Origin of the sequence: Pollutimonas subterranea, from assembly GCF_002849655.1 — a bacterium.
Lineage (GTDB): Bacteria > Pseudomonadota > Gammaproteobacteria > Burkholderiales > Burkholderiaceae_B > Pollutimonas > Pollutimonas subterranea.
The window spans coordinates 86,287-109,380 of the sequence record NZ_PDNW01000014.1 but is presented as its reverse complement, the minus strand read 5'-3'; the positions used below and the strand labels follow the sequence as shown (position 1 = coordinate 109,380).

The window sequence follows — 23,094 nt, the reverse complement described above, 5'->3', positions numbered from 1 at the left end:
TAGGAAATGTCGAAATCGTTGCAATGTTCCGGCAATGACGGGGCGGGGCTCTCAAGCTGTAGCGCTAGGGCTTTAACGCCACTTCAAGCTTGTTATCAGACGAACATCTAAAAAAAAATAATTATGTCTACAATTAAAGAAGGTCCGGGTATCGAGATTCGGGCAACTCTTTTAGCTAACAAAGCGCTTGCTGCTCAGCTAAGGGTTTTGCACGTTTTCGTGCCACTGGAGGGATGGCTGGTCGGATACAGCACCGGGCAAAGCGCGTTGTCTGCGACCTCCGGGCGCTTCGAGATTCTCTCATCAACCGATCTCGCATCACTATTTCAAGGGGACTGGATTCCCGATCCTCTTAACGACGGTTTCTTCTATCGCCACGTTATGGAACACGAGAAGGCGTGTCTGGCACTGGACACCGCCACCGGTTCCAGCGCGGCCTACCTGGTACGCACCGATCTTCAAGCTCCCGGGGCGGAAAGCCCAGGCTGCGTCATAGGCTTGGCATACGACTGGCCGTTCAGCATAGCGCGGCGTACCAATGAGGTGCGCTCCTGCCTGACCGCGCTGGCCCTTACGCTTGCCCTGCATGCCGAGCTCGGCTTGGCCGAACGTCTTATGTTGGAACTGCAGCGCGATGCCTTCCTGGATCCACTTACCGGCACGCTGAACCGTGCCGGCTGGATCAATCGCCTCGCCCATATCGACGCAATGACAGGCAACGACGGCAGCGACGCTGCCATATTCATGCTCGATCTCGATTATCTCAAGACGGTCAACGATACTCGTGGCCATTCGGCTGGCGATGATCTCATCCGGCTAACCGCACAAACCATCTCAGCCGTGTTGCGCACCAACGATGCGGTGGGCCGACTGGGCGGCGATGAATTCGGCGTGGTGGCGCAATATGCAACGCCAGCCGGCGCAGCAGCATTAATGAAACGGCTCAAGGAATCCTTCCAGCAAGTGGGAATCAATATTTCCATGGGCATGGCGCTCAGGTCGGAAGCAGGTTCATTGACGAAAACCATGCATATGGCCGACGAGCGCATGTATGAAGAAAAGTGCACCAAGACCATCCCGCAACGCGTGACGCTTATGAGTCAGCCAACCCGAGTCACCGGCTACGCGGTGGGCTGATCAAGCCCCTTCTATACGTTATGGCGTGGCCGGCTGCGCTATTGCGCTGTTTAGCACTAGAACCAGTTCGCGGGGGCTTGCTTGCTTGGCTGATGCCGGTCGTCGTCATCCCGGTTCTCGGTGGAGATCTCACGGATAAACGTCAAGACTTCCTCATCATCGATCAGATCCGCCAGGGTATTGGCACTTAGTATGTCGGCGGGCGATTTGGCCCTGGAGACGACGAAGCCCTGAACGTAGTCGACACCCATGTCTTGCAGCGCGCGCAGGGTCGCGCAATCTTCGGCCCACTCGGCGATGCTCTTCATGCCCAGGTTGCGGGCGAGTTCGACAATGGTGCGGACAATGGCGGTGTTGGTTTCATTGGCCATCATGTCCTTGATCAGTGCACCGTCGATCTTTATGGCATCGGCCGCCAATTCCTTCAGGTACGAAAATGAGGTGTAGCCGGCGCCAAAATCGTCCAGCGCTACGAATGCGCCCATTTTCTGCAGGCGCTTCATGAACACACGGGTTCGGTCGAGATCTTGCAGTGCCACGCCTTCGGTGATTTCGACGCACAGGCGACTGGCAAGATGTTCGTAGCGCGCGAGTATGGCGAAGAAGGCATCAATGAACTTGTCGTCGTTCAAGGACACGCCGCTCAGGTTGACGTTCACCATCTCGGTTTTGGTCAGTCGGCTTTCATGTTTGGCCAGCCATTCGAGCGTTGCGGAGAATACCCATTTATCGATGATGGTTACCGTGCCGCTTTCTTCCGCAGCCGCAATTATTTTGCCGGTTGGAACCAGGGTGCCCGTGGAATTGCGCACGCGCAAGAGAACTTCAAAGTTAAGCGTCTGCAGCGGATTCTTCATCGACATGATGGGCTGCATTTCGAGATAGAGGCCACGCGGCGAGTCGCTGCCTTCGAGTTCATCGAAAAGCCGCAGTTCTTCGGTATGTTCCTGCAGTTCTTCGGAGTCTTGTTCGTAGACCACGATGTCGCGATGCTGCTTGCGGGCGTCCCGACAGGCCCGACCGGCGGCCGAAATCATGTCCTTGGAATCCATGTTGGAGGTGACTTCAATGATTCCCATGGCGCTATTTATTTGATACGCCCGTTCGCCCACGTACAATGCGGTGGAATTGAGCCGCTGGATGACATCGGCGGCCGTAACCCGCGCCTGGGCGATGGTCGAGTCGGGAAACAAAATGATGAACTCGTCACCGCCGATACGGCCTACTTGCTGTTTGGTGGTTAAGGCTTTTTTGATGCGCTCGCAGACTTGCTGGAGCACTTCGTCGCCCGACATATGGCCAAAGAGGCTGTTGATGCGCTTGTAAGGATCCAGATTGATGTAAGCCAGCGCACACGGTTCGCCGACGCTCAGGCGCTCAAGAGACGTATTCAGTACCTTCTCGATGCCACGCCGATTCAGTACGTTGGTAAGCGGGTCGTTATCGGCCAGGAGCCGCAATTGATTGATCGTTTCGGTGCGCGAAGTGATGTCCTGTAACGACCCTTCAATCTGGTTATCGGCGAGCGCAACGCGAATCACGAAATGCTGCGGTATGCCGGACTGGATGATTGCAGCCAACGGTTCTATCTCGACTTCTTCACCCGATTGGGTCTTTTCGGCCAACGCGGCCCAGTCTTGGGGCGGGAAGTAGTTTGTCCAGCGTTGCGCCTTGCTTCTGTCCAGGGAGAAGCCGAGCATCTGTTCAAGGACCGGATTTGCCCGTACGAAAGCTCCGTCGAGGTTGAGCGTGAAGATGCCCAGGGGAGATACGGCATAGTTGCTGACCAGCTCTGTTTGGGCGCGTACGCGTTTTTTGCGCTCCTCGCGCATGCGTTCCGCGACTGCCAAGGCGACCATAATGTTGGAGAGCAGCAGCGCAATGACACTCGTGAAGGTGTCGACGAAGGTAGTACGGCCAAAAACGGCCAGCAAGATACCGGACAGCAGGACGCATAGCGACATGCCCAATATGATGAGATGCCACATCCATGCTCTTGTTCGCGCGATATATGTGCAGCGCATAAGCATGATGACCGCCACCAGTATGCCGAACCCGCAAGTCACCCACATGAGGGGCTGGAAGGACGTATAGGGCAGGACCAGTGCGCCGATGAGCAGCGCCAGGCCTGCCCATTTGGCCGCACGCCACAAGCGCGAGAAGCGCGATCGGAGGTTATCGCGAAAGAGTTGTGTCAGCAGGGAGAAAGTAAGCAGATAATAGGCCGCAACGGTCAGTTGCCTGATCAGCGGCATCCATTCCAGCGGAATGGAATGGCCCAGCCATAGGCTGTCCCACCCCAGTGCGAATGCACCCAACCGCAGGTTACCGACGAGCCATGTTGCCAGTAGTAGATAGACCCATTCCCGATTGGTGATAGCGATAACCAGGATGAACAAGGCGATGGTAAGCAAACCACCTTCCAGAAGCCCTGTTCCTCGATCGAAGCGGCTGGTTGAGGCGCGAAGGTCGGGTTGGCTCCAGAGCTCGGCCGATAGTGTGCCGGTCTGGACAAAGCTTGCATAGCACAAGAGCGATGTCGGCGTGGGAACATAGCCCAGTGATACGGCGAAGCCCATTTTGCTGGTGCGCACTGATCCGGTTTCTGCGTTTCGGCTTGCGCTGCCCAGTGTGCGCAATATGTTAGCGTCAGCCTTCCAGCACTCCAGCGTTTGGGTAAGCGGCGAGGGAATGTGGAGCGCGGCGTCATCGATATCAGGCGATGCCGGCAAGTCCACGAGAAACCAGCTGGGCGATGATGCCTTCGTTACGGGCACCGCGGGCAGGGTATGGAGTGCCGCCAGGGCTCGCGACGGTGTGTATTGGGAACTGCCTTCGGGCAGAAGCCGGATCGAGACGCGGTCGCCATGCGTGAGCGGGTATTGGCTGTTCAAGCCGTACAAGGCCAGACCGGACAAAATGACGATGGCGGCCGGTACTGCATAGAGTGAGAAATAGTAAACCAGTTGATCGGCTACTGTAGTGAGCTTCTTGAGGAAGGTATTGCGAAGCGCGTTTCGAGCCGTCATATTTTGTTTTTCTACGGGCCTTTTCCCAGGAAGCTACGATCAAAAATACCGATTAAGCATAATACTGAAATTTTCTGAAAACTTGATTGCATTATGACAAAAAATATCGTTTTTCAGTAATGACCGTGTATCTACGCTGGTTCACGGATGGCTATCAATGTATCTGTGAACTACCAAACGTTAACGGTCGATTCCTGGGTTTCTTTAGAGGCAGTAAGCTCGGCAAGGATCAGTCCAGCGGCGTCTCCATGGCAAACAGGCTCTCGAGTGTTTCACGGGGACGAACGACATGGGCGTTCAAACCGTCGACCATGATTTCGGCAGCGCGCGGCCGGGTGTTGTATTGGCTTGCCATGGTGAATGCATACGCACCGGCGGACATAATGGCCAGGACATCGCCCTGCTCCAGATGCAGGCTGCGATCACGTGCGAGCCAGTCGCCGCTTTCACAAATGGGACCCACAATATCGTAGACCGTGTCATTAGCTGTATTCTCGCGCGGTACCACGGCTTCCACACTATGCCAGGCGTCGTAGAGCGTTGGGCGTAACAAATCGTTCATGGCCGCATCCACAATGGCGAAGTTCTTGGCCTCGCTGTGTTTGAGGTATTCGACGGTGGTCAGCAAGACCCCTGAGTTGCCGACGAGCGAACGCCCTGGCTCCAGGACAAGCTGAAGATGGGAAAGACCGTGAGTTTCGAGCGACTGGAATACCTTGTCCAGGAGCACGGTGGGCGAAAGCAGCGTTTCGTCGGTGTAGCGGATGCCGATTCCGCCGCCCAGGTCGAGGTGCTTGAGTTCGATGCCTTTGTCAGCGAGGCTTTTGATAAGAACAATGAGCTTGTCCAGCGCGTCCAGATAAGGACTGATCTCGGTGATCTGCGAACCGATGTGGCAATCCACTCCGACAATTTCTATATTGGGCAGGGCGGCGGCATGTTGGTAGACCGCTACCGCGGTTTCGATGGCAATGCCGAACTTGTTTTCTTTGAGGCCGGTGGAAATATAGGGATGCGTTTGGGCATCGACGTCGGGATTCACGCGCAGCGATATGCGTGCGACCGCCCCTGATTGCTGTGCCACTTCCGACAACCGGACAAGCTCAGCCTCGGACTCGACGTTGAAACACTTTACCCCGGCTTTGAGAGCGGCCTGCATTTCCCAGACCTGCTTGCCGACGCCCGAGAAAACGATCTTGGAGGCATCCCCTCCGATGGCTAGCACCCGCGCCAGTTCCCCGCCCGATACGATGTCGAAACCGGACCCCAGCTTTCGGAACTCGTTAAGCACCGCCAGGTTGGAGTTTGCCTTCATGCCAAAACATACCAGCACATCGCGGTCACGGGCCGCTGTGCGATAAGCCTCCCAGGCATCATGCAAGGCCTGTCGCGAATAAACATAGAGCGGCGTGCCGAATTGTTCGGCCAAATTGGTCAAAGGAAGATCTTCGGCGTGCAGGACGCCGTCGCGGAACTCGAAGTGCGGGGAGACGGTCATGGTTGGCGCTAATGGAAAGAGAAGGTTGGCGACGATGCAGGACTATTGCGCGCGCACGGGGCTGGTGGAGGCAGCGTCGGCATTGCCATCGTTGCCGCCGCTTGTGGTACCGGAGTCGGGCACGCCTGCTGGTGTGGGCGGCGTCGTGAGCGACGCTTCCGGTGCAGGAGGTGGCGGCATGTATAACGGCCCCTTATAACCGCAGGCAAGCAACGTGGAAAATACAGCGACGCTGGCTGCTAGGCGACAAAAGGTATGGGCGGCAGTCGGGGCACGTGGCGCTTGCATGATAGGACTCCAAAGACAGGCGGATGACAAGTATGTTGATCGTTTTGATCGACAATGGAATCATACGCGAAGGTGCCCCCAATATTGGGGGCACCTTCGCAATCTTTTCGGGAACTGGCTTGACTGCCGCAAGGGGCGTATGAATTAAAAGGGGACGTCAGGAGGCTGCTCGCGGCGTGGTCCGCTACCGCTGGTCAGGTCGTGCAGCAAGGTCCCGATGGCATCCAGCCCGCCGCCGTCCACAGGCGTCTCGGACGGAGTCGGTAGACCGACACGGGCCACCGCCTGTCCTGGAGGGAATTCTGAGAAGTAGTAATCGCCGTCGATTTTGCTAAGACCGGCAGGCATTGGGCCGGGCGGGATTTCAGGCTGGCCTTTCAACGCGGCGCGCATGTAGTCGAGCCAGATAGGCAGGGCGGCGCCGCCACCCGTTTCGCCGGACCCTAGCGAGCGGGGTTGATCGTAGCCCATCCAGACCACGCTCACGAGCTTGGGGGTAAAGCCTGCAAACCAGGCATCGTGGGATTCATTGGTTGTCCCCGTCTTGCCGCCGATGTCGTTGCGCTTGAGTTCGCGATGTACACGCGCACCCGTACCCGATGTGGCGACGCCGCGCATCATATCGTTCATGACATATGCCGTGCGTGGGTCGATGGCGCGAGCTGCCGTGTCGCCCGCGATGGTCGGCTTCGCTTGCATGATGACCTTGCCGCTGCTGTCGGTGACGTGGTCAATCAGATAAGGGGGAACACGGTAGCCGCCATTGGCGAACACCGAATAGGCGCCGGCCAGTTGCAGCGGTGTAACGCTGCCGGCGCCCAATGCAAGCGGCAGCACCGCGGGCTGGCGCTCACGATCGAAGCCGAAACGAGTCAGGTAGTCTTGAACATACTTTGGGCCTACGGCTTGCATAATCCGTATGGAGACCATGTTCTTGGATTTATAGAACCCCTGGCGCATGGTCAGCATGGGCTCGTAGGTGCGGCCGTAATTCTTGGGTGCCCATGCCTTGGAGCCCGTTTGCGCCGCTGTCAGCACAAACGGTTCATCGGAAATCTGGGTGGCCGGGGTAAGACCGCGTTCCAGCGACGAGGCGTAGATGAAGGGCTTGAATGCTGATCCGGGCTGGCGCCACGCCTGGGTAACGCGGTTGAACTTCCCTTCCTGGAAGTTGAAACCACCGACCAAGGCTTTGATGGCCCCGTCTTGAGGACGGACGGCCACGAACGCCGCCTGCACAGTAGGCATGTTGATGACTTCCCAATGCTCGCCGTTCTTGTGCAGGTAGACCACCGAGCCGCGCTGGATGCGGACTTTTTCCTTGGCATTCTTCACCAACCCACGCGCTACGATCTTCAGGGCGCGCTTGTCGGTGACGTCGATGATCTCCTTGGCACTGCGTGCGACGGTGATTTTAGTGGGGCTGGCATTCAGGACGACACCGGTAAGCACATCACCATTGTCGGAATACTTTTCTTGCAACTCGTCGAGTATGGCGTCGAGCTTGGTCGGGTCGTTCTCGATGCCTTCGGGAAGGTCCAGCGTTGTTTCGGGGCCGGGGTAGACCGAGCGGCGGGTGTAATCGAGGATCCCTTCCCGCACGGCCTCGTAGGCGGCTTCCTGGTCTTCCGCGTTGACAGTGGTGTATACGTTGAAGCCGCGTGAGTAGATGTTGTCTTGGTAGACGCCATACAAGAGTTGGCGCGCCAGTTCGGCGACGTACTCGCCATGCACGGAATAGCCGCCTGCGGGCGTGCCAAGCGCCGACTTGATGACGATTTCCTGGTTCGTGGCTTTCTGGAATTCTTCTTCTGTGAGGTATCCCAGGTTTTTCATGCGCCCCAGTACATAGCCTTGGCGTGACTTGGCGCGCTCGAAGTTGGCAATCGGGTTGAAGCGCGAGGGTGCCTTCGGTATGCCGGCCAGCATGGCCGCTTCAGCGGGCGTGATCTCGCCCAGCGGCTTGCCGAAATAGGCGCGTGAGGCGGCGGCAAACCCATAGGAGCGATGGCCCAGGTAGATTTGATTCATATAGAGATCAAGAATCTGGTCCTTGGTAAGCGTCGCCTCTATTTTGAAAGTGAGCAGCAGTTCGTAGAATTTGCGCGTGTAGGTTTTTTCGGACGATAGATAAAAGTTGCGCGCAACCTGCATGGTGATGGTGCTGGCGCCCTGGCTCTTGGACATGTTCGTCAGGTTGGCCAGGACGGCTCGTGCAACGCCGGACCAGTCTATGCCGCCGTGCTGGTAAAAGCGGTCGTCTTCGGCTGATAAAATCGCCGACTTCATGACATCGGGAATCTCGTTGAAGCGCAACACGTTGCGTCGTTCTTCGCCAAATTCGCCAATAAGCACCTTGTCGGCCGAGTAGATGCGCAGGGGCACCCTGGGCCGATAATCGATCATCGCCCCGAGATCAGGTAAATTGGGCCAGGCGAGGGCCAGAGCAAGCGAACCGAGCAGGGCGCCGCATAGTCCGAGACCCGCTAGGAATATGGCTGCCTTCAGGAAGAAGCGGCCAATCCAGGAATGGGACACGTCGGGATTACTTTTTGGGGAATTGGTAGAAGAACTCATTACGGGCGATTTTAAGTCTAACCGCGGTCAGACTATGATTTACGCATCAGGTTTATGTAACCGAAGAATGCAGTGTAGCGGCGTACGGTCGGATTGCAAGTGGGATAATACACAAATGAATGATTCTTTTCCTATGGGCGCAGGCCCGGACAACAATATGGCAGGGGGGCCGGAAGACCCTGCAGTAGTGGTGTTGCCTTATGATCAACCATTATTCCTGGTGGGCATGATGGGAGCCGGAAAAACGACAATAGGTCGAAGCCTGGCTCGCATCCTGGACCGTGAATTCGTCGACCTGGATCACGAGCTCGAAGCACGTTGCGGCGTCAGGGTGTCGTTAATTTTCGACATCGAGGGCGAAGAAGGCTTCCGTAGACGTGAGACCACCGCGCTCGACGAATGTTCCCGTCGACGCGGTATTGTACTGGCCACAGGCGGCGGTGCCGTTCTTGCTCCCGAGAATCGTGAATATTTAATGGAACGCGGGGTTGTTGTTTATTTGCGCGCCAGCGCGGACGAACTCTTTCGTCGCGTATCGCGCGACCGGAATCGCCCGCTATTGCAAACGCCCGATCCCAAGGGGCGGTTGCGTTCCCTCCTTCAGGAACGCGAACCGCTCTACGAGCAAGTGGCCAGTATTACGTTCGACACCGGTTCCATGGCCGTGGCCCAGGTGGTGCGCTGCCTCGTTCCCCTGCTTCAACACTACGAGGTGAGTTCATGAGTACCGTTCAGGTCGAGACCCCAGGTGGTTCCTATCCCATCCACATCGCTGCGGGCCGGCTGGACGCGTTGGCGGAAAGCATGCCCGACGACGCGACAGCGATCGCGTTGGTCAGCAATCCCACCGTCTACGCTCAATATGGGCAACGTGCTTCCCAGGCACTCGCCAAGACCGGAAAGCGGGTGGTGTACATCGAATTGCCGGATGGCGAAGCCTATAAAGACTGGCAAACGTTGAATCTGATTTTTGACGGAATGTTACAAAATCGCCTCGATCGCAAGGCGGTGTTGGTCGCCCTGGGTGGCGGCGTTATTGGTGACATGGGGGGATTTGCCGCAGCCAGCTATATGCGGGGCATTCGGTTTATTCAGGCTCCCACTACATTATTGGCGCAGGTCGATTCGTCGGTGGGCGGCAAAACCGGCATCAACCACCCTTTGGGCAAGAACATGATTGGGGCGTTCTATCAGCCCGTGGCCGTGGAGATCGATACCGATGTGCTCGCGACCCTGCCCGCGCGCGAAATAGCCGCCGGCCTGGCCGAAGTCATCAAGTATGGCCTGATCATCGATGCCGGGTTCTTTGCTTGGTGCGAAGAGCACGTCGACGCCCTGCGCGCGCTCGATCCCCAGGCCATCACTTACGCGATCCAGCGCTCTTGCGAGCTCAAGGCCTATGTCGTGTCGCAGGACGAGCGAGAATCAGGCCTGAGGGCCATCCTGAATTTCGGCCATACGTTCGGACATGCAATCGAATCGGGCCTGGGGTATGGCGAGTGGCTCCATGGCGAAGCGGTGGGTTGCGGCATGGTGCAGGCGGCAGAACTGTCGGCGCTCACATCGGGCTTGTCCGCCGAAAGCGTGGAGCGTGTCAGGGCCCTGGCTGCTGCCATAGGTTGTCCGGTACGGCCTCCCGATCTGGGCACCGATCGCTGGATCGAACTTATGCAGGTCGACAAAAAAACGGAAGGCGGTCGGCTTCGATTTGTCCTTATCCCGGAAATAGGCCGGGCCACATTTGAGTCGGTGCCGCCCGAAGCGCTGCGCCGCGTGCTCGACAAGGCCGCACTGGCACAGCACCAGGTGCCGACATGAGCACCCTCGCGCCTTACGCCTGCAACCCTGACCAGACTCGCGGGCGCCGCCACGCCGAAGCGCCACCCACAGGTCGCAGCCAGTTCCAGCGCGACCGGGACCGTATCATTCATTGCAATGCGTTTCGCCTGCTCGAATACAAAACGCAGGTCTTCATCAACCACGAGGGCGATCTATTCCGCACGCGGCTTACGCATAGCATCGAAGTGGCGCAGATAGCCCGCACGCTTGCACGCAACCTTGGCCTGCACGAAGACCTGACCGAAGCCATTTCGCTGGCGCACGACCTGGGTCACACGCCGTTCGGACATGCGGGTCAAGACGAGCTCAATGCCTGCATGCGCGAATTAGCGCCGGGGGCGGGTGGTTTCGAACATAATCTGCAAAGCTTGCGGGTTGTCGACGAGCTGGAAGAGCGGTATGCCGCATTCAATGGCTTGAACCTGTGTTTTGAAACACGTGAAGGCATTCTCAAGCATTGTTCCATCAAGCATGCCCGCTTGCTGGGCGACATAGGCCAACGGTTTGTCGCACGCGCGCAGCCGTCGCTCGAAGCCCAGATCGCCAACCTGGCTGATGAAATCGCCTATAACAATCATGATATCGACGACGGCATCCGGTCAGGCTTGATTTCCATCGACCAATTGCTGGGGCTGGAAATATTCGCCACGCACCATGCCCAGGTGAAGAACAAGTATCCCGATATCGAGAAGCGCCGACTCGTGGCCGAAATTATTCGCGCCATGATCAATACATTGGTTGTCGACCTGACCGAAACCACATTGGCCAATATCCGCAAGCACCAGCCCGATAGCGTGGACGCCGTCAGGCAAGCGCCCCCCCTGGCGGCCTTTTCCGATTCCATGCGCCGCCAGGCCGATGCGCTAAAGAGCTTTCTCATGGAAAACCTGTACCGGCATAACCGGGTGATGCGGATGTCGGTGAAGGCGCGCAATATCGTGCGTGAGCTGTTCGTCGCTTTCCAGAATGAGCCGCGTTTGCTGACCAGCGAATACCGACGAACCGAGCCACTGGATCAGGCCCGCGCAATTGCCGACTATATTGCCGGAATGACGGACCGTTACGCGATCCGCGAACACCGGCAATTATTCACCATGGACGCCGGCTAGGCCGGTTTATCGCCCTGTACGGCCTTACTGTTTCAGCAAGGGACCCAGGTAACCGCCGGTGTGGCTCGCCGGACATGCGGCGACGTCTTCCGGGGTGCCTTCGACCACGATCCTGCCCCCGCCGTTGCCTCCTTCCGGGCCCATGTCGATGACCCAATCGGCCGTCTTGATGACATCCAGGTTGTGTTCGATGATGACAACGGTATTGCCGCCTTCGACCAGCTTGCGCAATACTTCGAGCAGCAGTGCAATATCCTGGAAATGCAGGCCGGTAGTGGGCTCGTCAAGGATGTACAAGGTGCGGCCGGTGCTGCGCTTGGACAGTTCCAGGGACAGCTTTACACGCTGTGCTTCACCGCCCGAAAGAGTGGTGGCGCTTTGCCCCAGGCGCAAGTACGACAGGCCGACGTCCATCAGCGTATGCAGCTTGCGCGATACCGTGGGCACCGCGTCGAAGTAGGTCAGGGCCTGCTCCACGGTAAGGTCCAGCACCTCGCTGATGCTGCGGCCGCGATATCGGATTTCCAGCGTTTCGCGGTTGTAACGCTTGCCCATGCAGACGTCGCACGGGACGTACATGTCGGGCAGGAAGTGCATTTCCACCTTGACGACGCCGTCACCCTGGCAGGCTTCGCAGCGGCCTCCCTTTACGTTGAACGAAAAGCGGCCCGGATCATAGCCACGTGTGCGGGACTCGGGAACGCCGGCAAACAGCTCGCGTATTGGCGTGAACATGCCGGTATAGGTGGCCGGATTGCTGCGCGGTGTGCGGCCGATGGGGCTTTGATCCACATTGATGATCTTGTCGAACTGCGACAAGCCTTCCAGCGTATCGTAGGGCGCCGGCTCGGTTTGCGCGCGGTGCAACTGCTGGGCAACCGCCGTGGCCAGGGTATCGTTGATCAAGGTCGACTTGCCCGACCCGGAGACCCCGCTGATGCACACGAGGCGGCCGGCCGGAATGGACAGGTCTACGGATTTAAGATTGTTGCCGCGGCAGCCCTTGATCTGCAGCCGGGGAAGGTCAGGTGTGACAGGCCGGCGCTGCGGGATGGCGATGCGGCGCCTGCCGCTGAGATACTGGCCGGTCAGCGAGTGTTCATTGCTCGCCAGCTCATCCGGTGTTCCTTGCGCAACGATCTGCCCGCCATGCTCGCCCGCTCCGGGCCCCATGTCGAGTACAAAGTCAGCCGAGCGGATCATATCTTCGTCGTGCTCGACCACGATGACGCTATTGCCAAGGTCGCGCAGATGCTTGAGCGTGAGGATCAGCCGATCGTTATCGCGCTGGTGCAGGCCTATGGACGGTTCGTCAAGCACATACATGACACCGGTAAGCCCGGAGCCTATCTGGCTGGCCAGGCGTATGCGTTGCGCCTCGCCGCCTGAAATCGTGTCCGCGCTGCGGTCCAGCGACAAGTAGCTCAGTCCTACGTTATTCAAGAACTGCAGGCGCGCCTCGATCTCGCGAACGATGCGATCGGCGATTTCCTTTTTCGCACCGCTAAGCGCCAGCTCCTGAAACCAGACCAGACAGGCTGAAAGCGACAATGCCTCGACTTCGAAAATGGCGCGTCCGCGGCGCTCGGCGGCGCCTTTCTCGTTGCCGATCAGGACATGGCGCGCTTCAGGGCGCAGGCGCGAGCCTTCGCAAGCGGAACACACTTTGCTGTGCCGGTATTTGCCGAGCTCTTCGCGCACAGCGCTGGAATCCGTTTCGCGCCAGCGTCGTTCAAGGTTGGGAATAATTCCTTCGAAGGGATGCTTCTTGACGGTCGTTCGACCTTTTTCGTTCAAGTACAGGAAGGAAATCTCTTCGTCGCCCGAACCGAACAGTACACGCTGGCGGACTTCTGCCGACAGCTCCTCGAATGGGGTCTCGATATCAAATTCGTAGTGGGCAGCCAAGCTGGTCAATAGGGTATGGGTGAACGCATTGCGCCGGTCCCAGCCATGAATCGCACCACTGGCCAGGCTGAGGTCGGGGAAAGCTACGACGCGTTTAGGATCGAAGACGTCGACGTTGCCCAGGCCGTCGCAGGTTGGGCATGCACCCACGGGATTGTTGAAGCTGAACAGGCGGGGTTCGAGTTCCGTAAGGCTATGGTGGCACACAGGGCAGGCATAGCGGCTGGAAAAGGCGTGTTCTTCGCCTGTGTCCATATTCAGTGCTATGGCGCGGCCTTCGGCCAGTCCCAATGCGGTTTCAAAGCTCTCGGCCAGGCGCTGCTGGCTTTCCGGCTTGACGCGCAAGCGGTCCAGCACCACATCGAAATCGTGCTTTTCTGTTTTCTTCAGGGGCGCAAGCTGGTCGATGTTGACCATTTCACCGTTCACGCGCAACCGGACAAAGCCTTGGGCCTGCAAGCTGGCGCATTCTTCTTCGAAACTGCCCTTGCGGGAACGGGCCAGTGGCGCCAGGATGGCCAGGCGCGTTTCGGGTGTCCAGCCCAGGACCTTGTCCACCATCTGGCTGACGTTCTGCGCCTGGAGCGGCAAGCCGTGTTCGGGACAATAGGGGGTGCCGACCCGCGCGTACAATAGCCGCAGGTAGTCATGGATCTCGGTGATCGTGCCAACCGTGGAACGCGGATTGTGTCCGGCAGACTTCTGTTCGATCGATATGGCCGGCGACAGTCCTTCAATAAGATCGACGTCGGGCTTGTCCATCAGTTGCAGGAACTGCCGGGCGTAGGCCGAAAGACTTTCCACGTAACGGCGCTGGCCTTCGGCGTACAAGGTATCAAATGCCAGTGACGATTTACCCGATCCAGACAGGCCGGTCACCACCACGAGCTTGTGACGTGGCAGGTCCACAGAAATATTTTTCAGGTTGTGCGTACGGGCGCCCCGGATGCGGATCGCTTCCATCAAGTTCACGAAGGTCTTTCAAAGGCTAACTTGCTACTATAACGCGCAGCGCTGTTACGTGCGCTGTGCCGGGTTCTGATATGTTTTGATACAGCGCCGGCCATGGCGTTCAATTTACCGAGTTTTTCATGAGCACCCCTAGTACCCATCACGCTGCATCTCCCCGCACCAAGCTCAAGCTGACTTCCGTCGAACGGCGCGCCAGCATTATGCTGGCCTTGCTATTTGCCTCGCGCATGCTGGGGCTGTTCCTGCTCACGCCCATTTTCGCGGTGGCGGCCCAGGCGATACCCGGAGGCAACGATGCGGCCCGCGTCGGACTGGCCCTGGGTGCCTATGGCCTGACGCAAGCGTTCATGCAGATCCCCCTGGGCATGGCGTCGGATCGCTTCGGGCGTCGACCCGTCATCGTCTTCGGCATGGTGCTCTTTATTATCGGGGGCGTCATCTGCGCCCTGGCATCGAATGTCGACTGGATCATCGTTGGGCGCGTTGTGCAGGGGTTGGGGGCGATTTCCGCCGCGATCACGGCATGGGTGGCCGATGCCACCCGTCCCGAAGTGCGTACGCGTGCCATGGCCATGGTGGGTGGCTCCATAGGCATTTCGTTTGCCGTGTCGTTGGTGGCGTCGCCCATGCTGGTCGGCGAATTCGGCTTGTCGGGACTGTTCTGGGCCATCAGCATCCTGGGCTTCGTGTGCTTGCTGATTGCCGCTTTTGCCGTACCCTCCGTACCCCAGGCGAAAGCGCCCATCGTGCAAGCTAGCCCTCGCGATGTGCTGGGCCATTCCGATTTATTGCGCCTGAACTTTGGTGTGTTCTGCCTGCACTTCATTCTGATGGCGCTCTTCATTGTGGCCCCCGGACTGCTTTCCACCTTGGGCGGCTACGATTCGGCGAACTTGTGGGAAGTGTACCTGCCGGTCATTTTGCTGTCCTTCGTCTTGATGGTGCCGGCGGTCTTCTATACCGAGACCCGGCACGCCCACAAAGTGGCCATGGAAGTCGCCGTGGCAGGGCTGGTGGTGGTGTTGGCCCTGATGCCCCTGGCCAGCAGCAGTTTTTTTGGAACGGTTGCCACACTGGTGGGGTTCTTTATTGCGTTCAATATATTGGAAGCGTTGCAGCCATCGCTGGTTTCCCGCGTGGCGCCCCCGGAATACAAGGGACTGGCACTGGGCTTCTACAATACGGCGCAGTCGCTGGGCATATTCGCAGGCGGAGTGGTGGGCGGGCTGCTGGCTTCTCATGACCGCTCGTCTGCCGTTTTCCTGGTTTCCGCCGGCTTGGCATTTGCCTGGTTCCTGACCGCCCGCGGATTCAGATCACCGTCATGAGGCGGCTGTTTCGGTCCAGCGCAATAGTACGCAAGTATATGGAAAGTAGTGCTGTTATCGTCGATAATAGCGTTAATGTGAAAATTTCAAGGTAAAGGTATTGTCATGGCCTCAGTCAACAAAGTCATTCTCGTCGGCAATCTCGGACGAGACCCCGAAGTCCGCTACAGCCCCGACGGCGCAGCCATTTGCAACGTATCCATTGCCACCACGTCGCAATGGAAAGACAAGGCCAGCGGTGAAAAGCGTGAAGAAACCGAATGGCATCGCGTCGTGTTTTACAACCGCCTCGCCGAAATCGCCGGCGAATACCTGAAAAAAGGCCGCTCGGTGTACGTGGAAGGGCGCCTTAAAACTCGCAAGTGGCAAGACAAGGATACGGGCGCCGACCGTTTCAGCACCGACATCGTCGCTGATCAAATGCAAATGCTGGGCGGCCGCGAAGGCGACGCCAGCATGGGCGGTGGCGGCAACGAATACAACCAGGCGCCAGCCCAGCCCCGCGCGCAGCGTCCCGCCCAGCAGCCTCGTCCTGCAGCGCCGCAAGCTTCGCCTGCGGCTAACCTTGCCGATATGGACGACGACGTGCCTTTCTAGGGCACTGTCCACTCTGTTGACGCAAGTAGACCCCTATTATTGTTTAGTAGGGGTTTTTCTTTGGCATCCACCCTGCTTTTTTAGGAACCATGGCACTTATGGAAATGCATAGTATTCCGTTCGGAGTTACCAAATGGGAGGAGATCGACACAACGGTACATCCCGGTGAGATCGGCCAAGCAATCTGGCGCACACAGTATTTTGGAGACATTCGTGTGCGGATCGTAGAATATACCCCTGGTTATCTCGCCGACCATTGGTGCAGCAAGGGGCACGTTTTGTATTGCCTGGACGGCGAATTACACACTGAGCTCGAGGATGGTCGGAAGTTTTTGCTCATACCGGGCATGAGTTATCAAGTAGCTGATCAAGCAGAACAGCACCGTTCCTCAACCATCACGGGCGCGAAACTGTTTATCGTCGACTGATCTTAAGGTTCACTCAACTGAATTCACCCCTGAATCCGTCTCCCCCATCGCGGCCCCGATGCGAACGTTGCTTGCGGCCAGCATCACATTGCCTGTGCGCCCACGTGCGTACAGTGGCCAACCGTACGCACGTGTTGCTACTTCAACATCCATCGGAATATCGCCACGCCCTGAATACGGGGCGGCTGGCGGCGCTGGGCTTGCAGCGATCACAGGTACTGGTAGGCGAACATTTCCCCGATCTGGATGCCATCGTGGCCGAATACCACTCCGTTTTCTTGTTATTCCCGGGAGACGGCGCCGTGGCGCCGCAGCCGCTGGTGGACCATACAGATCCGAACATGGCACTGTTGATCGTGCCCGATGGCACGTGGCGCAAAGCGCGCAAGATACTGTATGCCAATCCCATACTGGCGACTTTGCCGCGCCTGAGCCTGGAAAACGGACCGCCATCCAGCTACAGGCTGCGTCAGACCCGCGAGCCGGCCGCCGTGTCCACGATCGAAGCGGTGGTGCGTACGCTGGCGCGTCTGGAGCCTGACCAGGATTTCAGTTCGGTTTTGACGCCCTTCAACGTTCTTATCGAACAGCAGATCCAGGCAATGGGTATGGACGTGTATGGGCGAAATTATGGCGGTTTGCCGGCATCTGAAGAGCGCAACTGAAGAGTCTGGCCGCCGCCTCACGCGATGCTCAAGGCAGCGGCTCATGCACCTTCAACGGTGTATCGTCGCGTATCGGTACTGTTTGACGCTCGATCATGCGGTGGACCCGCGGAGATTCTTTGCCGCGGTGCAACGCCAGCAGCTGATCCGACACCACAGCGTCCGCAAAGGTCCGGCGCTGATGATGTCGAACATATTCGACCCAGGTCGCCACATGGTAGCTTTCCGTCCAGACGCGGGGGTTTTCCAGATCGCGCAGCAAGGCCCACTGGCGCGCACCGTCGCGAATGCGTATTCGCCGGCGTAACGCCATTGCCGTCAGGAAGGCGGGTATGTCGGCCTGTGCAATCTCGTAATCCACCATCACCATGATGGGGCCGCTGCGCGAGCTGAGGTCCAGCTTCAGTTCGGGTTCGTTGAAGCGGTCCAGTGGGTCGAGATTCAGCTTGTCGAATTCGGGCAAGGCAAAGCGCAGCCCTATCAATGCTCCCCCCAGCAGCACCGCGCCAGATACGATCAGGGCCTGGTCGGCGCCGTGCGCTTCGGCCGTCAATCCCCAAAGCCAGCTGCCTGCCGCCATGCCGCCGAAAGTGGCGGTTTGATATAACGCCAGGGCCCGGCCCACGACCCAGCGCGGCGTCGATAGTTGAACCGTTACGTTAAAGAGGGATAGCGTCATTACCCAGCAGGCGCCGGCGGGCAGCAGGACCAGGCAGCTTATCCACAAGTCCCGGCTTAATGCCAGCAAAACCGCGCTTATGGCAAAACCGGTGAAGGCGGCCCGTACGATGGTTTCGTTACGCCAGTTTTCCCGCACCCGCGCATTGAGCATGGCGCCGCCGATGGCGCCGGCACCAAAGCAGCCCAGCATGATGCCGTAGGTGAAGGCGCCGCCTTGTACAAGGTCGCGCGCTACCAGCGGCAATAAAGCGAGTACCGCTACGGCGGCCAGTCCGAACAGGAAGCCGCGGAACAGCACTTTCAATAAATTGGGCGACATGGCGATGTAGCGCAGGCCGGCCGAGATGGCGCTGCCGAAAGCTTCGCGCGGCAGGGTGCGGGCCGGCCTTTGCGGCTTCCAGAGCCACAAGGCGCGGATCAAGGCGATGTAGCTGAGGGCATTCAAGGCGAATGCAAATGCTGCGCCGGCCAGCGCGACGATCATGCCGCCGACGGCGGGTCCGACGCTGCGCATGAGGTTGTAGCTCATGCTGTTCAGGGTAACGGCGCCGGGCAAGTGCTCGCGCGGAACGAGGTCGCCCATGGAGGCCTGCCATGACGGATTATGCAGCGCGGTTCCGCAACCGATAAAAAACGTGAAGGCGAGCAGCAGCCAGGGTGAAAGCATTCCCGAAATGGCAAACACCGCCAGGACGGCGGACACCAGCATCATGAGGATTTGGGCCGCCAGCATGATGTTGCGGCGGTCGAAGTTATCGGCGAGTGCGCCGGCGGCCAGCGAGAAGATCATGATGGGCAGCGTCGTTGCCGCCTGCACTAAGGCCACCATGTCGTCTGAGTCGGAGATTGTTGTCATGAGCCAGCCGGCGCCCACCGCCTGGATTAAGCCGCCAAGATTGGAAGCTAGCGTCGCCGTCCATAATGCGCGGAATGTGGCATGCCGGAACGGGGCTAAGGCTGAGGCTCTTTGAGGAATTGGTAAGCTCCTTGCGCATGCCTGGGTCGCATGACGTGGCCTGCTTTATAGGTTGAATTTATTGTATCAGCAGATCGCTGGGATTAGGACGGTTCAGCGGACCAGCGCAGCCAGTTGCGCGACTTGGTCTGCAATGGGGAGACTAGCGTCAAGGACGGGCACCCGTCCGTCCTGCACGGCGGATGGACGCTTCAATGCAGTGGTGTATGCGTCCCAGTGATCAAGCTTCCATTGGTCGCGCGGGTCATTCCGGTCCACAATGCGTTGCCTTCGTACAGCCAGCGGTAGCTCCAGCCATATGTGACGTAGCCTGGTCTGTGGGGGAAACCCGAGATCCTGTACGGAGAAAAGCGCCGAGGAGGCGGTTTCCCGGCTCCACGGGCCTGGAAAAATCACATCCAGCCCGATGTCCAGTTGGTCTTTTGCGATGCGCAGCGTGCTCTGATATTCCAGGTCGCGAACTTTCGCCTTGAATAGTGGGCTATCGCGGTCATTGGGATCTTGCCCCAGGGCCGCCAGCATCGAGCCCGACCAAATTTCGCTGACCACGTCTTTGTCCAGCACACACCAGGCTCGTCCTTCTTCACGTTGCCGTCGAACGAAGTGGGTGGTCAGGAAGGATTTGCCGGTTCCGGCATGGCCGAGCACAAAAAGGGCGGTAGGATCATTCATGTGGGTGCCTTGTCTATGATTTGGGCGTGCTTGTGCATGGCGGCTACGAATTGCGTCGCGGCTGGCGAAAGCGTCTGGTTTTGCCGTGTGATGAGATGTATGGGTTGCAAGCGTATGGGCAGGTCCACCGGCAATACCCGTATGACGCCCAGGCGTCCGTAGTGTTCCGCCAATGAGGCCGGCATGACCGCCAACATGTCCGACATTTCAAGCATTGCAGTGGTTGCGATGGTCGAGGCTGTTTCGGTGATGTTCAGATGCATGTCCACGCCCGCCTCGTGCAATGCCGCTTCGAAGCGGACTCGTTGCGGGGCGCCGGGCGGCTGAAGTATCCATTCCATCGATATCAAGTCATCAAAGGAAATGCTGCCTTGCCCGGCAAGAGGATGCGAGGCGCGTGCCACCACGACAAGTGCCTCATTCAGCAGCGGGGCACTGGAATAATCGCCATCGCCGTGTCCCGTGGTCAGGCGGCCCAATACCAAATCGACTTCGCCGCGCGCCAGCTGACGTATCATCATGTCGCTGGTGTCGACCAGTATCGAAACCGCTACGCGGGGATGGCGATGTTTATAGTCCACCAGCATCGGAGCGAGCAACTGCGGGATGGCGCCTGGTACGGTCCCGATCCGTAACGCGCCTTGCAAGCCCGAATGCAAGGCGATGATTTCTTCATGCATGTAGTCAAAATCAGTCAACATTCGGCGCGCATAACGCACCATGACTTCGCCGTAGGGCGTTGGCGTCATGCCGCGAGCATGGCGCTGGAATAGCGGAACGCCGAAGGCGTCTTCCGCCTGTTGCAGCAGCTTGCTAGCCGCTGGCTGGCTGATGTTCAGGCCGGTTGCCGCGCGTCCCAGGTTGCGTTCGGTATCAAGCAGGCTCAGCAACGCAAGCTGGCGCGTTCGTAAACGCAGAATCAAAGGGGGATATCCCGGCGGGGTAGGCATGATGGAATTATATATAAAACTATATGTAATGTTGCCGTTATTCTATTGGATTGGAATAGGTGCTTCCTTTAAGCTGCTTGAGTGCCGGCTTGGGTCGATCGACGGCCAGGCCGGGAGAGGCCTCGCGCTTTATTGCAAATTAAAGGAAAACGTATGAGCATCAAACGTCCTCGTCTCGCCGTTCTGCTGGGCGACCCAGCCGGTGTCGGTCCTGAAATGGCTGTAAAGCTGCTGGCGCGCCCGCAAAACAGGGCCGCGGCGGACCTGCTGTTGATCACCGATCCGGTGATGCTCGCGGATGCACAGCGCATTGCCGGTATTGAACTGGACTCCCTGATCGTTAACGACCTCGAGGAAGTCCGATACGAGACCGGTCGGGTCACACTGCTGCGCCATGATTGGCTGCAGGGCAAGTCGCCAGCGCCAGGCCAGTCTACCGTCGAAGCGGGACGCGCCTCTTTTCTGGCTCTGGAGATGGCATTGGAAGCGGTCAAGCGCGGCGTGGTCGACGGAATCGTATTTGCGCCGCTGAACAAGCACTCCTTGCGATTAGGCGGGTTGACCGAAGAAGACGAACTTCGTCACATGCAACGCAGCTTGCAAGTGCCTGGCTTCGTTTCCGAGTTCAACATAACCGGTGGCCTATGGACCTCGCGCGTGACGTCCCATGTACCGATACGCGAGGTGGCCGATCTCATTACGCAGGAAGGTATTTGCGAGGCGGTGAAAATCGTCGATTCGGCCCTGCGCCAGTCAGGAATCGAAAAACCGCGCATTGCGGTATCAGGCCTGAATCCGCATGCCGGTGATGGCGGCTCGATCGGGATGGAAGAGATCGAAGTGATTGCTCCCGCCATCAAGCAGGCACAAGCGCTGGGTTTGGACGCCCGCGGCCCATTCTCGCCCGACATTGTGTTCATTGCAGCCCGCCGGGGCGACTTTGATGCCGTCGTTTCAATGTTCCACGACCAGGGGCAGATCGCCATGAAGCTTATTGGCTTCGATCATGGCGTTACCTTGCATGGCGGCCTGCCTGTGCCCGTGGTGACATCGGCCAGCGGCAGCGCATTCGACATTGCCGGGCAGGGAATAGCGAACGTTGAAGGGCTGCAGCAAGCGTTCGACCTTTGCGTCCGTATGGCGTCGCATCATCAGGTGCACGAGGCGGCAATCTGACAGCGACGCTTCATCCATTGGCAGGCGCAAGCGCAGGTCGATGAGTCAGGCTGCGCCGTGTGATTCCACGAACAAGGCATAAAGGGAATGGCTGCTCGCCATGTATAGCCTGTTATTTTTCGGGCCGCCGAATGTCAGGTTGGCGCAGCGTTCCGGCAGCCTGATGAAACCGATGGCCTTGCCCGTGGAGTTGAACACCATGACGCCATCGAGATTTTCCGAGTTGCCTTTCAGCGTGTAGACGTTCCTGCCATCGACATCGACAGGATCAGAGTTGAGCGCGCCGTTGCTGCCCCAGCCGCACCAAAGGTTGCCGTCCTGGTCGACCTTGAATCCGTCGAGTGCGCCGTGGTCTGACGCATCGATAAGCTTCACCTTGTTTGACACCGTGCCATCGGACGCCACGTCATAGCTCCAGATGCTGCGATTCGGCGTGCCTTTCCATTCGACGACGTACAGCTTTTTCTCATCAGGAGAAAAGGCGAGTCCGTTGGGATTGACGATGTCGGTGATGATGGCCGTGAGCGTTCCGTCGGTACCCAGGCGGTACACATTCGTGGTGGCCTGTTCGGGCGTGGCTTTCGAGCCTTCCCATTCGCCATTGATGCCAAATAGCGGATCGGTAAACCAGATGGTGTCATCGGAGGTGACCACGACATCGTTCGGTGCATTCAATCGCTTCCCCTCGTAGTGATCTGCCAGCACGGTTACCCGGCCATCATGCTCGGTGCGTACGACCCGGCGGGTGACGGAATGCTCGCAGCTTATCAAGCGACCCTGCCGGTCGCGCGCATTGCCATTAGCATAGTTGGCGTTGTCACGGAATACGCTGAACGTCTCATTGGACTCGTCGTACTTCATGATCCGATTGTTTGGAATGTCGCTGACCAGCACATAGCCTTCATTGGGGAAGTAGACCGGCCCCTCTGCCCAACGCATTCCTGTTGCAACCTGCTCGACCGTGCTGCTGTAGATGCGATACTTCGCAAAGCTGGGATCGAGGATCAAGATGGATGGATCGGGATAGCGTTGATTTGGCGTGAAAAGAAACGATTGCGCTCCCGACGCGGCGCTGGCCAATGCCAGGGTGCCGCCGACGGTGGCTTTAAGGAATTTCCGGCGCGGTTGAACGTTTTGCTGTTGCATGGCTTGTCTCCGGTGGCTTGTTTTGTGTGATTGATTGCGGTGGCGGCGAGTCCGCGCAATGTTGACGTTGTAGTGAATGTTTTGTCGCGGCCTATCAATATTCGAGGACGCCTCATAA

At 58.3% G+C, this 23,094-nt stretch carries 18 protein-coding genes; 9 read left to right on the top strand and 9 right to left on the bottom strand.

The annotated features are described in order from the left end of the window. The first annotated feature begins 123 nt into the window (after nt 1-123). Nucleotides 124-1,137, top strand: a complete 1,014-nt coding sequence (locus CR159_RS15720; protein ID WP_102074915.1) for a GGDEF domain-containing protein — start codon at nt 124-126, stop codon at nt 1,135-1,137. Nucleotides 1,138-1,193: 56 nt separating this feature from the next. Here the strand turns inward: CR159_RS15720 and CR159_RS15715 are convergent, their stop codons facing one another. From CR159_RS15715 to CR159_RS15700, 4 genes are all read right to left on the bottom strand, one after another. Next, nucleotides 1,194-4,166 carry an EAL domain-containing protein gene (locus tag CR159_RS15715; protein WP_102074914.1) on the bottom strand — a complete coding sequence of 991 codons (2,973 nt, stop codon included), beginning with the start codon at nt 4,164-4,166 and terminating at the stop codon, nt 1,194-1,196. 229 nt (nt 4,167-4,395) lie between these two features. Next, on the bottom strand, nt 4,396-5,664 hold the full coding sequence (gene lysA / locus CR159_RS15710; protein WP_102074913.1) for a diaminopimelate decarboxylase: 1,269 nt from the start codon (nt 5,662-5,664) through the stop codon (nt 4,396-4,398). Nucleotides 5,665-5,706: 42 nt separating this feature from the next. Next, nucleotides 5,707-5,952, bottom strand: a complete 246-nt coding sequence (gene lptM / locus CR159_RS21430; protein ID WP_143705472.1) for an LPS translocon maturation chaperone LptM — start codon at nt 5,950-5,952, stop codon at nt 5,707-5,709. Between the two features lie 144 nt (nt 5,953-6,096). Further along, nucleotides 6,097-8,529: a penicillin-binding protein 1A gene (locus CR159_RS15700; RefSeq protein WP_102074911.1), complete on the bottom strand. Its 2,433-nt coding sequence runs from the start codon at nt 8,527-8,529 to the stop codon at nt 6,097-6,099. 115 nt (nt 8,530-8,644) lie between these two features. Here CR159_RS15700 and CR159_RS15695 point away from each other — a divergent pair, with 115 nt between their 5' ends. From CR159_RS15695 to CR159_RS15685, 3 genes are read left to right on the top strand one after another with little or no spacing between them, the layout of a single operon-like run. Continuing rightward, nucleotides 8,645-9,253 (top strand): shikimate kinase, encoded by a 609-nt coding sequence (locus tag CR159_RS15695; RefSeq protein WP_102074910.1) that lies wholly within the window; start codon nt 8,645-8,647, stop codon nt 9,251-9,253. Continuing rightward, nucleotides 9,250-10,347, top strand: coding sequence for a 3-dehydroquinate synthase (gene aroB / locus CR159_RS15690; RefSeq protein ID WP_102074909.1), 1,098 nt, complete (start codon nt 9,250-9,252; stop codon nt 10,345-10,347). The genes CR159_RS15695 and aroB overlap by 4 nt, the downstream gene beginning before the upstream one ends. Continuing rightward, nucleotides 10,344-11,477: a deoxyguanosinetriphosphate triphosphohydrolase gene (locus tag CR159_RS15685; protein WP_102074908.1), complete on the top strand. Its 1,134-nt coding sequence runs from the start codon at nt 10,344-10,346 to the stop codon at nt 11,475-11,477. Before aroB ends, CR159_RS15685 begins: the two co-directional genes overlap by 4 nt. A gap of 24 nt (nt 11,478-11,501) precedes the next feature. On the opposite strand, the gene uvrA is transcribed toward CR159_RS15685, so the two are convergent. Continuing rightward, the gene (uvrA, locus tag CR159_RS15680; RefSeq protein ID WP_102074907.1) at nt 11,502-14,348 is read right to left on the bottom strand and encodes an excinuclease ABC subunit UvrA; all 2,847 of its coding nucleotides are present in this window, start codon (nt 14,346-14,348) and stop codon (nt 11,502-11,504) included. Between the two features lie 128 nt (nt 14,349-14,476). On the opposite strand from uvrA, the gene CR159_RS15675 reads away from it, so the two are divergent. The 4 genes from CR159_RS15675 to CR159_RS15660 all read left to right on the top strand — a co-directional run bounded on the left by CR159_RS15675 (nt 14,477) and on the right by CR159_RS15660 (nt 17,375). Then, nucleotides 14,477-15,685, top strand: a complete 1,209-nt coding sequence (locus tag CR159_RS15675) for an MFS transporter (RefSeq protein WP_102074906.1) — start codon at nt 14,477-14,479, stop codon at nt 15,683-15,685. Nucleotides 15,686-15,790: 105 nt separating this feature from the next. Beyond that, nucleotides 15,791-16,282 (top strand): single-stranded DNA-binding protein, encoded by a 492-nt coding sequence (ssb, locus tag CR159_RS15670; RefSeq protein WP_102068285.1) that lies wholly within the window; start codon nt 15,791-15,793, stop codon nt 16,280-16,282. A gap of 98 nt (nt 16,283-16,380) precedes the next feature. Further along, nucleotides 16,381-16,710, top strand: a complete 330-nt coding sequence (locus CR159_RS15665; RefSeq protein WP_102074924.1) for a DHCW motif cupin fold protein — start codon at nt 16,381-16,383, stop codon at nt 16,708-16,710. Beyond that, nucleotides 16,707-17,375 (top strand): tRNA-uridine aminocarboxypropyltransferase, encoded by a 669-nt coding sequence (locus CR159_RS15660; protein ID WP_369406255.1) that lies wholly within the window; start codon nt 16,707-16,709, stop codon nt 17,373-17,375. The genes CR159_RS15665 and CR159_RS15660 overlap by 4 nt, the downstream gene beginning before the upstream one ends. Nucleotides 17,376-17,403: 28 nt before the next feature. On the opposite strand, the gene CR159_RS15655 is transcribed toward CR159_RS15660, so the two are convergent. From CR159_RS15655 to CR159_RS15645, 3 genes are all read right to left on the bottom strand, one after another. Then, nucleotides 17,404-19,032, bottom strand: coding sequence for an MFS transporter (locus tag CR159_RS15655; protein WP_102074904.1), 1,629 nt, complete (start codon nt 19,030-19,032; stop codon nt 17,404-17,406). Nucleotides 19,033-19,125: 93 nt separating this feature from the next. After that, on the bottom strand, nt 19,126-19,704 hold the full coding sequence (locus CR159_RS15650; RefSeq protein WP_102074903.1) for a P-loop nucleotide/nucleoside kinase family protein: 579 nt from the start codon (nt 19,702-19,704) through the stop codon (nt 19,126-19,128). Further along, a complete protein-coding gene (locus CR159_RS15645) occupies nt 19,701-20,627 on the bottom strand; it encodes a LysR family transcriptional regulator (RefSeq protein ID WP_233208350.1) in 927 nt (308 codons plus the stop codon). The genes CR159_RS15650 and CR159_RS15645 overlap by 4 nt, the downstream gene beginning before the upstream one ends. 180 nt (nt 20,628-20,807) lie before the next feature. Here CR159_RS15645 and CR159_RS15640 point away from each other — a divergent pair, with 180 nt between their 5' ends. After that, the gene (locus CR159_RS15640) at nt 20,808-21,830 is read left to right on the top strand and encodes a 4-hydroxythreonine-4-phosphate dehydrogenase PdxA (protein ID WP_102074902.1); all 1,023 of its coding nucleotides are present in this window, start codon (nt 20,808-20,810) and stop codon (nt 21,828-21,830) included. A 45-nt stretch (nt 21,831-21,875) separates the two neighbouring features. On the opposite strand, the gene CR159_RS15635 is transcribed toward CR159_RS15640, so the two are convergent. Continuing rightward, nucleotides 21,876-22,976: an SMP-30/gluconolactonase/LRE family protein gene (locus tag CR159_RS15635; RefSeq protein ID WP_102074901.1), complete on the bottom strand. Its 1,101-nt coding sequence runs from the start codon at nt 22,974-22,976 to the stop codon at nt 21,876-21,878. Between the last annotated feature and the right edge of the window lie 118 nt (nt 22,977-23,094).

Coding starts and splice junctions, on each gene's coding strand:
- CR159_RS15720 (WP_102074915.1), top strand. CDS start 124: ATGTCTACAATTAAAGAAGGTCCGGGTATCGAGATTCGGGCAACTCTT.
- CR159_RS15715 (WP_102074914.1), bottom strand. CDS start 4,166: ATGACGGCTCGAAACGCGCTTCGCAATACCTTCCTCAAGAAGCTCACT.
- lysA (WP_102074913.1), bottom strand. CDS start 5,664: ATGACCGTCTCCCCGCACTTCGAGTTCCGCGACGGCGTCCTGCACGCC.
- lptM (WP_143705472.1), bottom strand. CDS start 5,952: ATGCAAGCGCCACGTGCCCCGACTGCCGCCCATACCTTTTGTCGCCTA.
- CR159_RS15700 (WP_102074911.1), bottom strand. CDS start 8,529: ATGAGTTCTTCTACCAATTCCCCAAAAAGTAATCCCGACGTGTCCCAT.
- CR159_RS15695 (WP_102074910.1), top strand. CDS start 8,645: ATGAATGATTCTTTTCCTATGGGCGCAGGCCCGGACAACAATATGGCA.
- aroB (WP_102074909.1), top strand. CDS start 9,250: ATGAGTACCGTTCAGGTCGAGACCCCAGGTGGTTCCTATCCCATCCAC.
- CR159_RS15685 (WP_102074908.1), top strand. CDS start 10,344: ATGAGCACCCTCGCGCCTTACGCCTGCAACCCTGACCAGACTCGCGGG.
- uvrA (WP_102074907.1), bottom strand. CDS start 14,348: ATGGAAGCGATCCGCATCCGGGGCGCCCGTACGCACAACCTGAAAAAT.
- CR159_RS15675 (WP_102074906.1), top strand. CDS start 14,477: ATGAGCACCCCTAGTACCCATCACGCTGCATCTCCCCGCACCAAGCTC.
- ssb (WP_102068285.1), top strand. CDS start 15,791: ATGGCCTCAGTCAACAAAGTCATTCTCGTCGGCAATCTCGGACGAGAC.
- CR159_RS15665 (WP_102074924.1), top strand. CDS start 16,381: ATGGAAATGCATAGTATTCCGTTCGGAGTTACCAAATGGGAGGAGATC.
- CR159_RS15650 (WP_102074903.1), bottom strand. CDS start 19,704: ATGAATGATCCTACCGCCCTTTTTGTGCTCGGCCATGCCGGAACCGGC.
- CR159_RS15640 (WP_102074902.1), top strand. CDS start 20,808: ATGAGCATCAAACGTCCTCGTCTCGCCGTTCTGCTGGGCGACCCAGCC.
- CR159_RS15635 (WP_102074901.1), bottom strand. CDS start 22,976: ATGCAACAGCAAAACGTTCAACCGCGCCGGAAATTCCTTAAAGCCACC.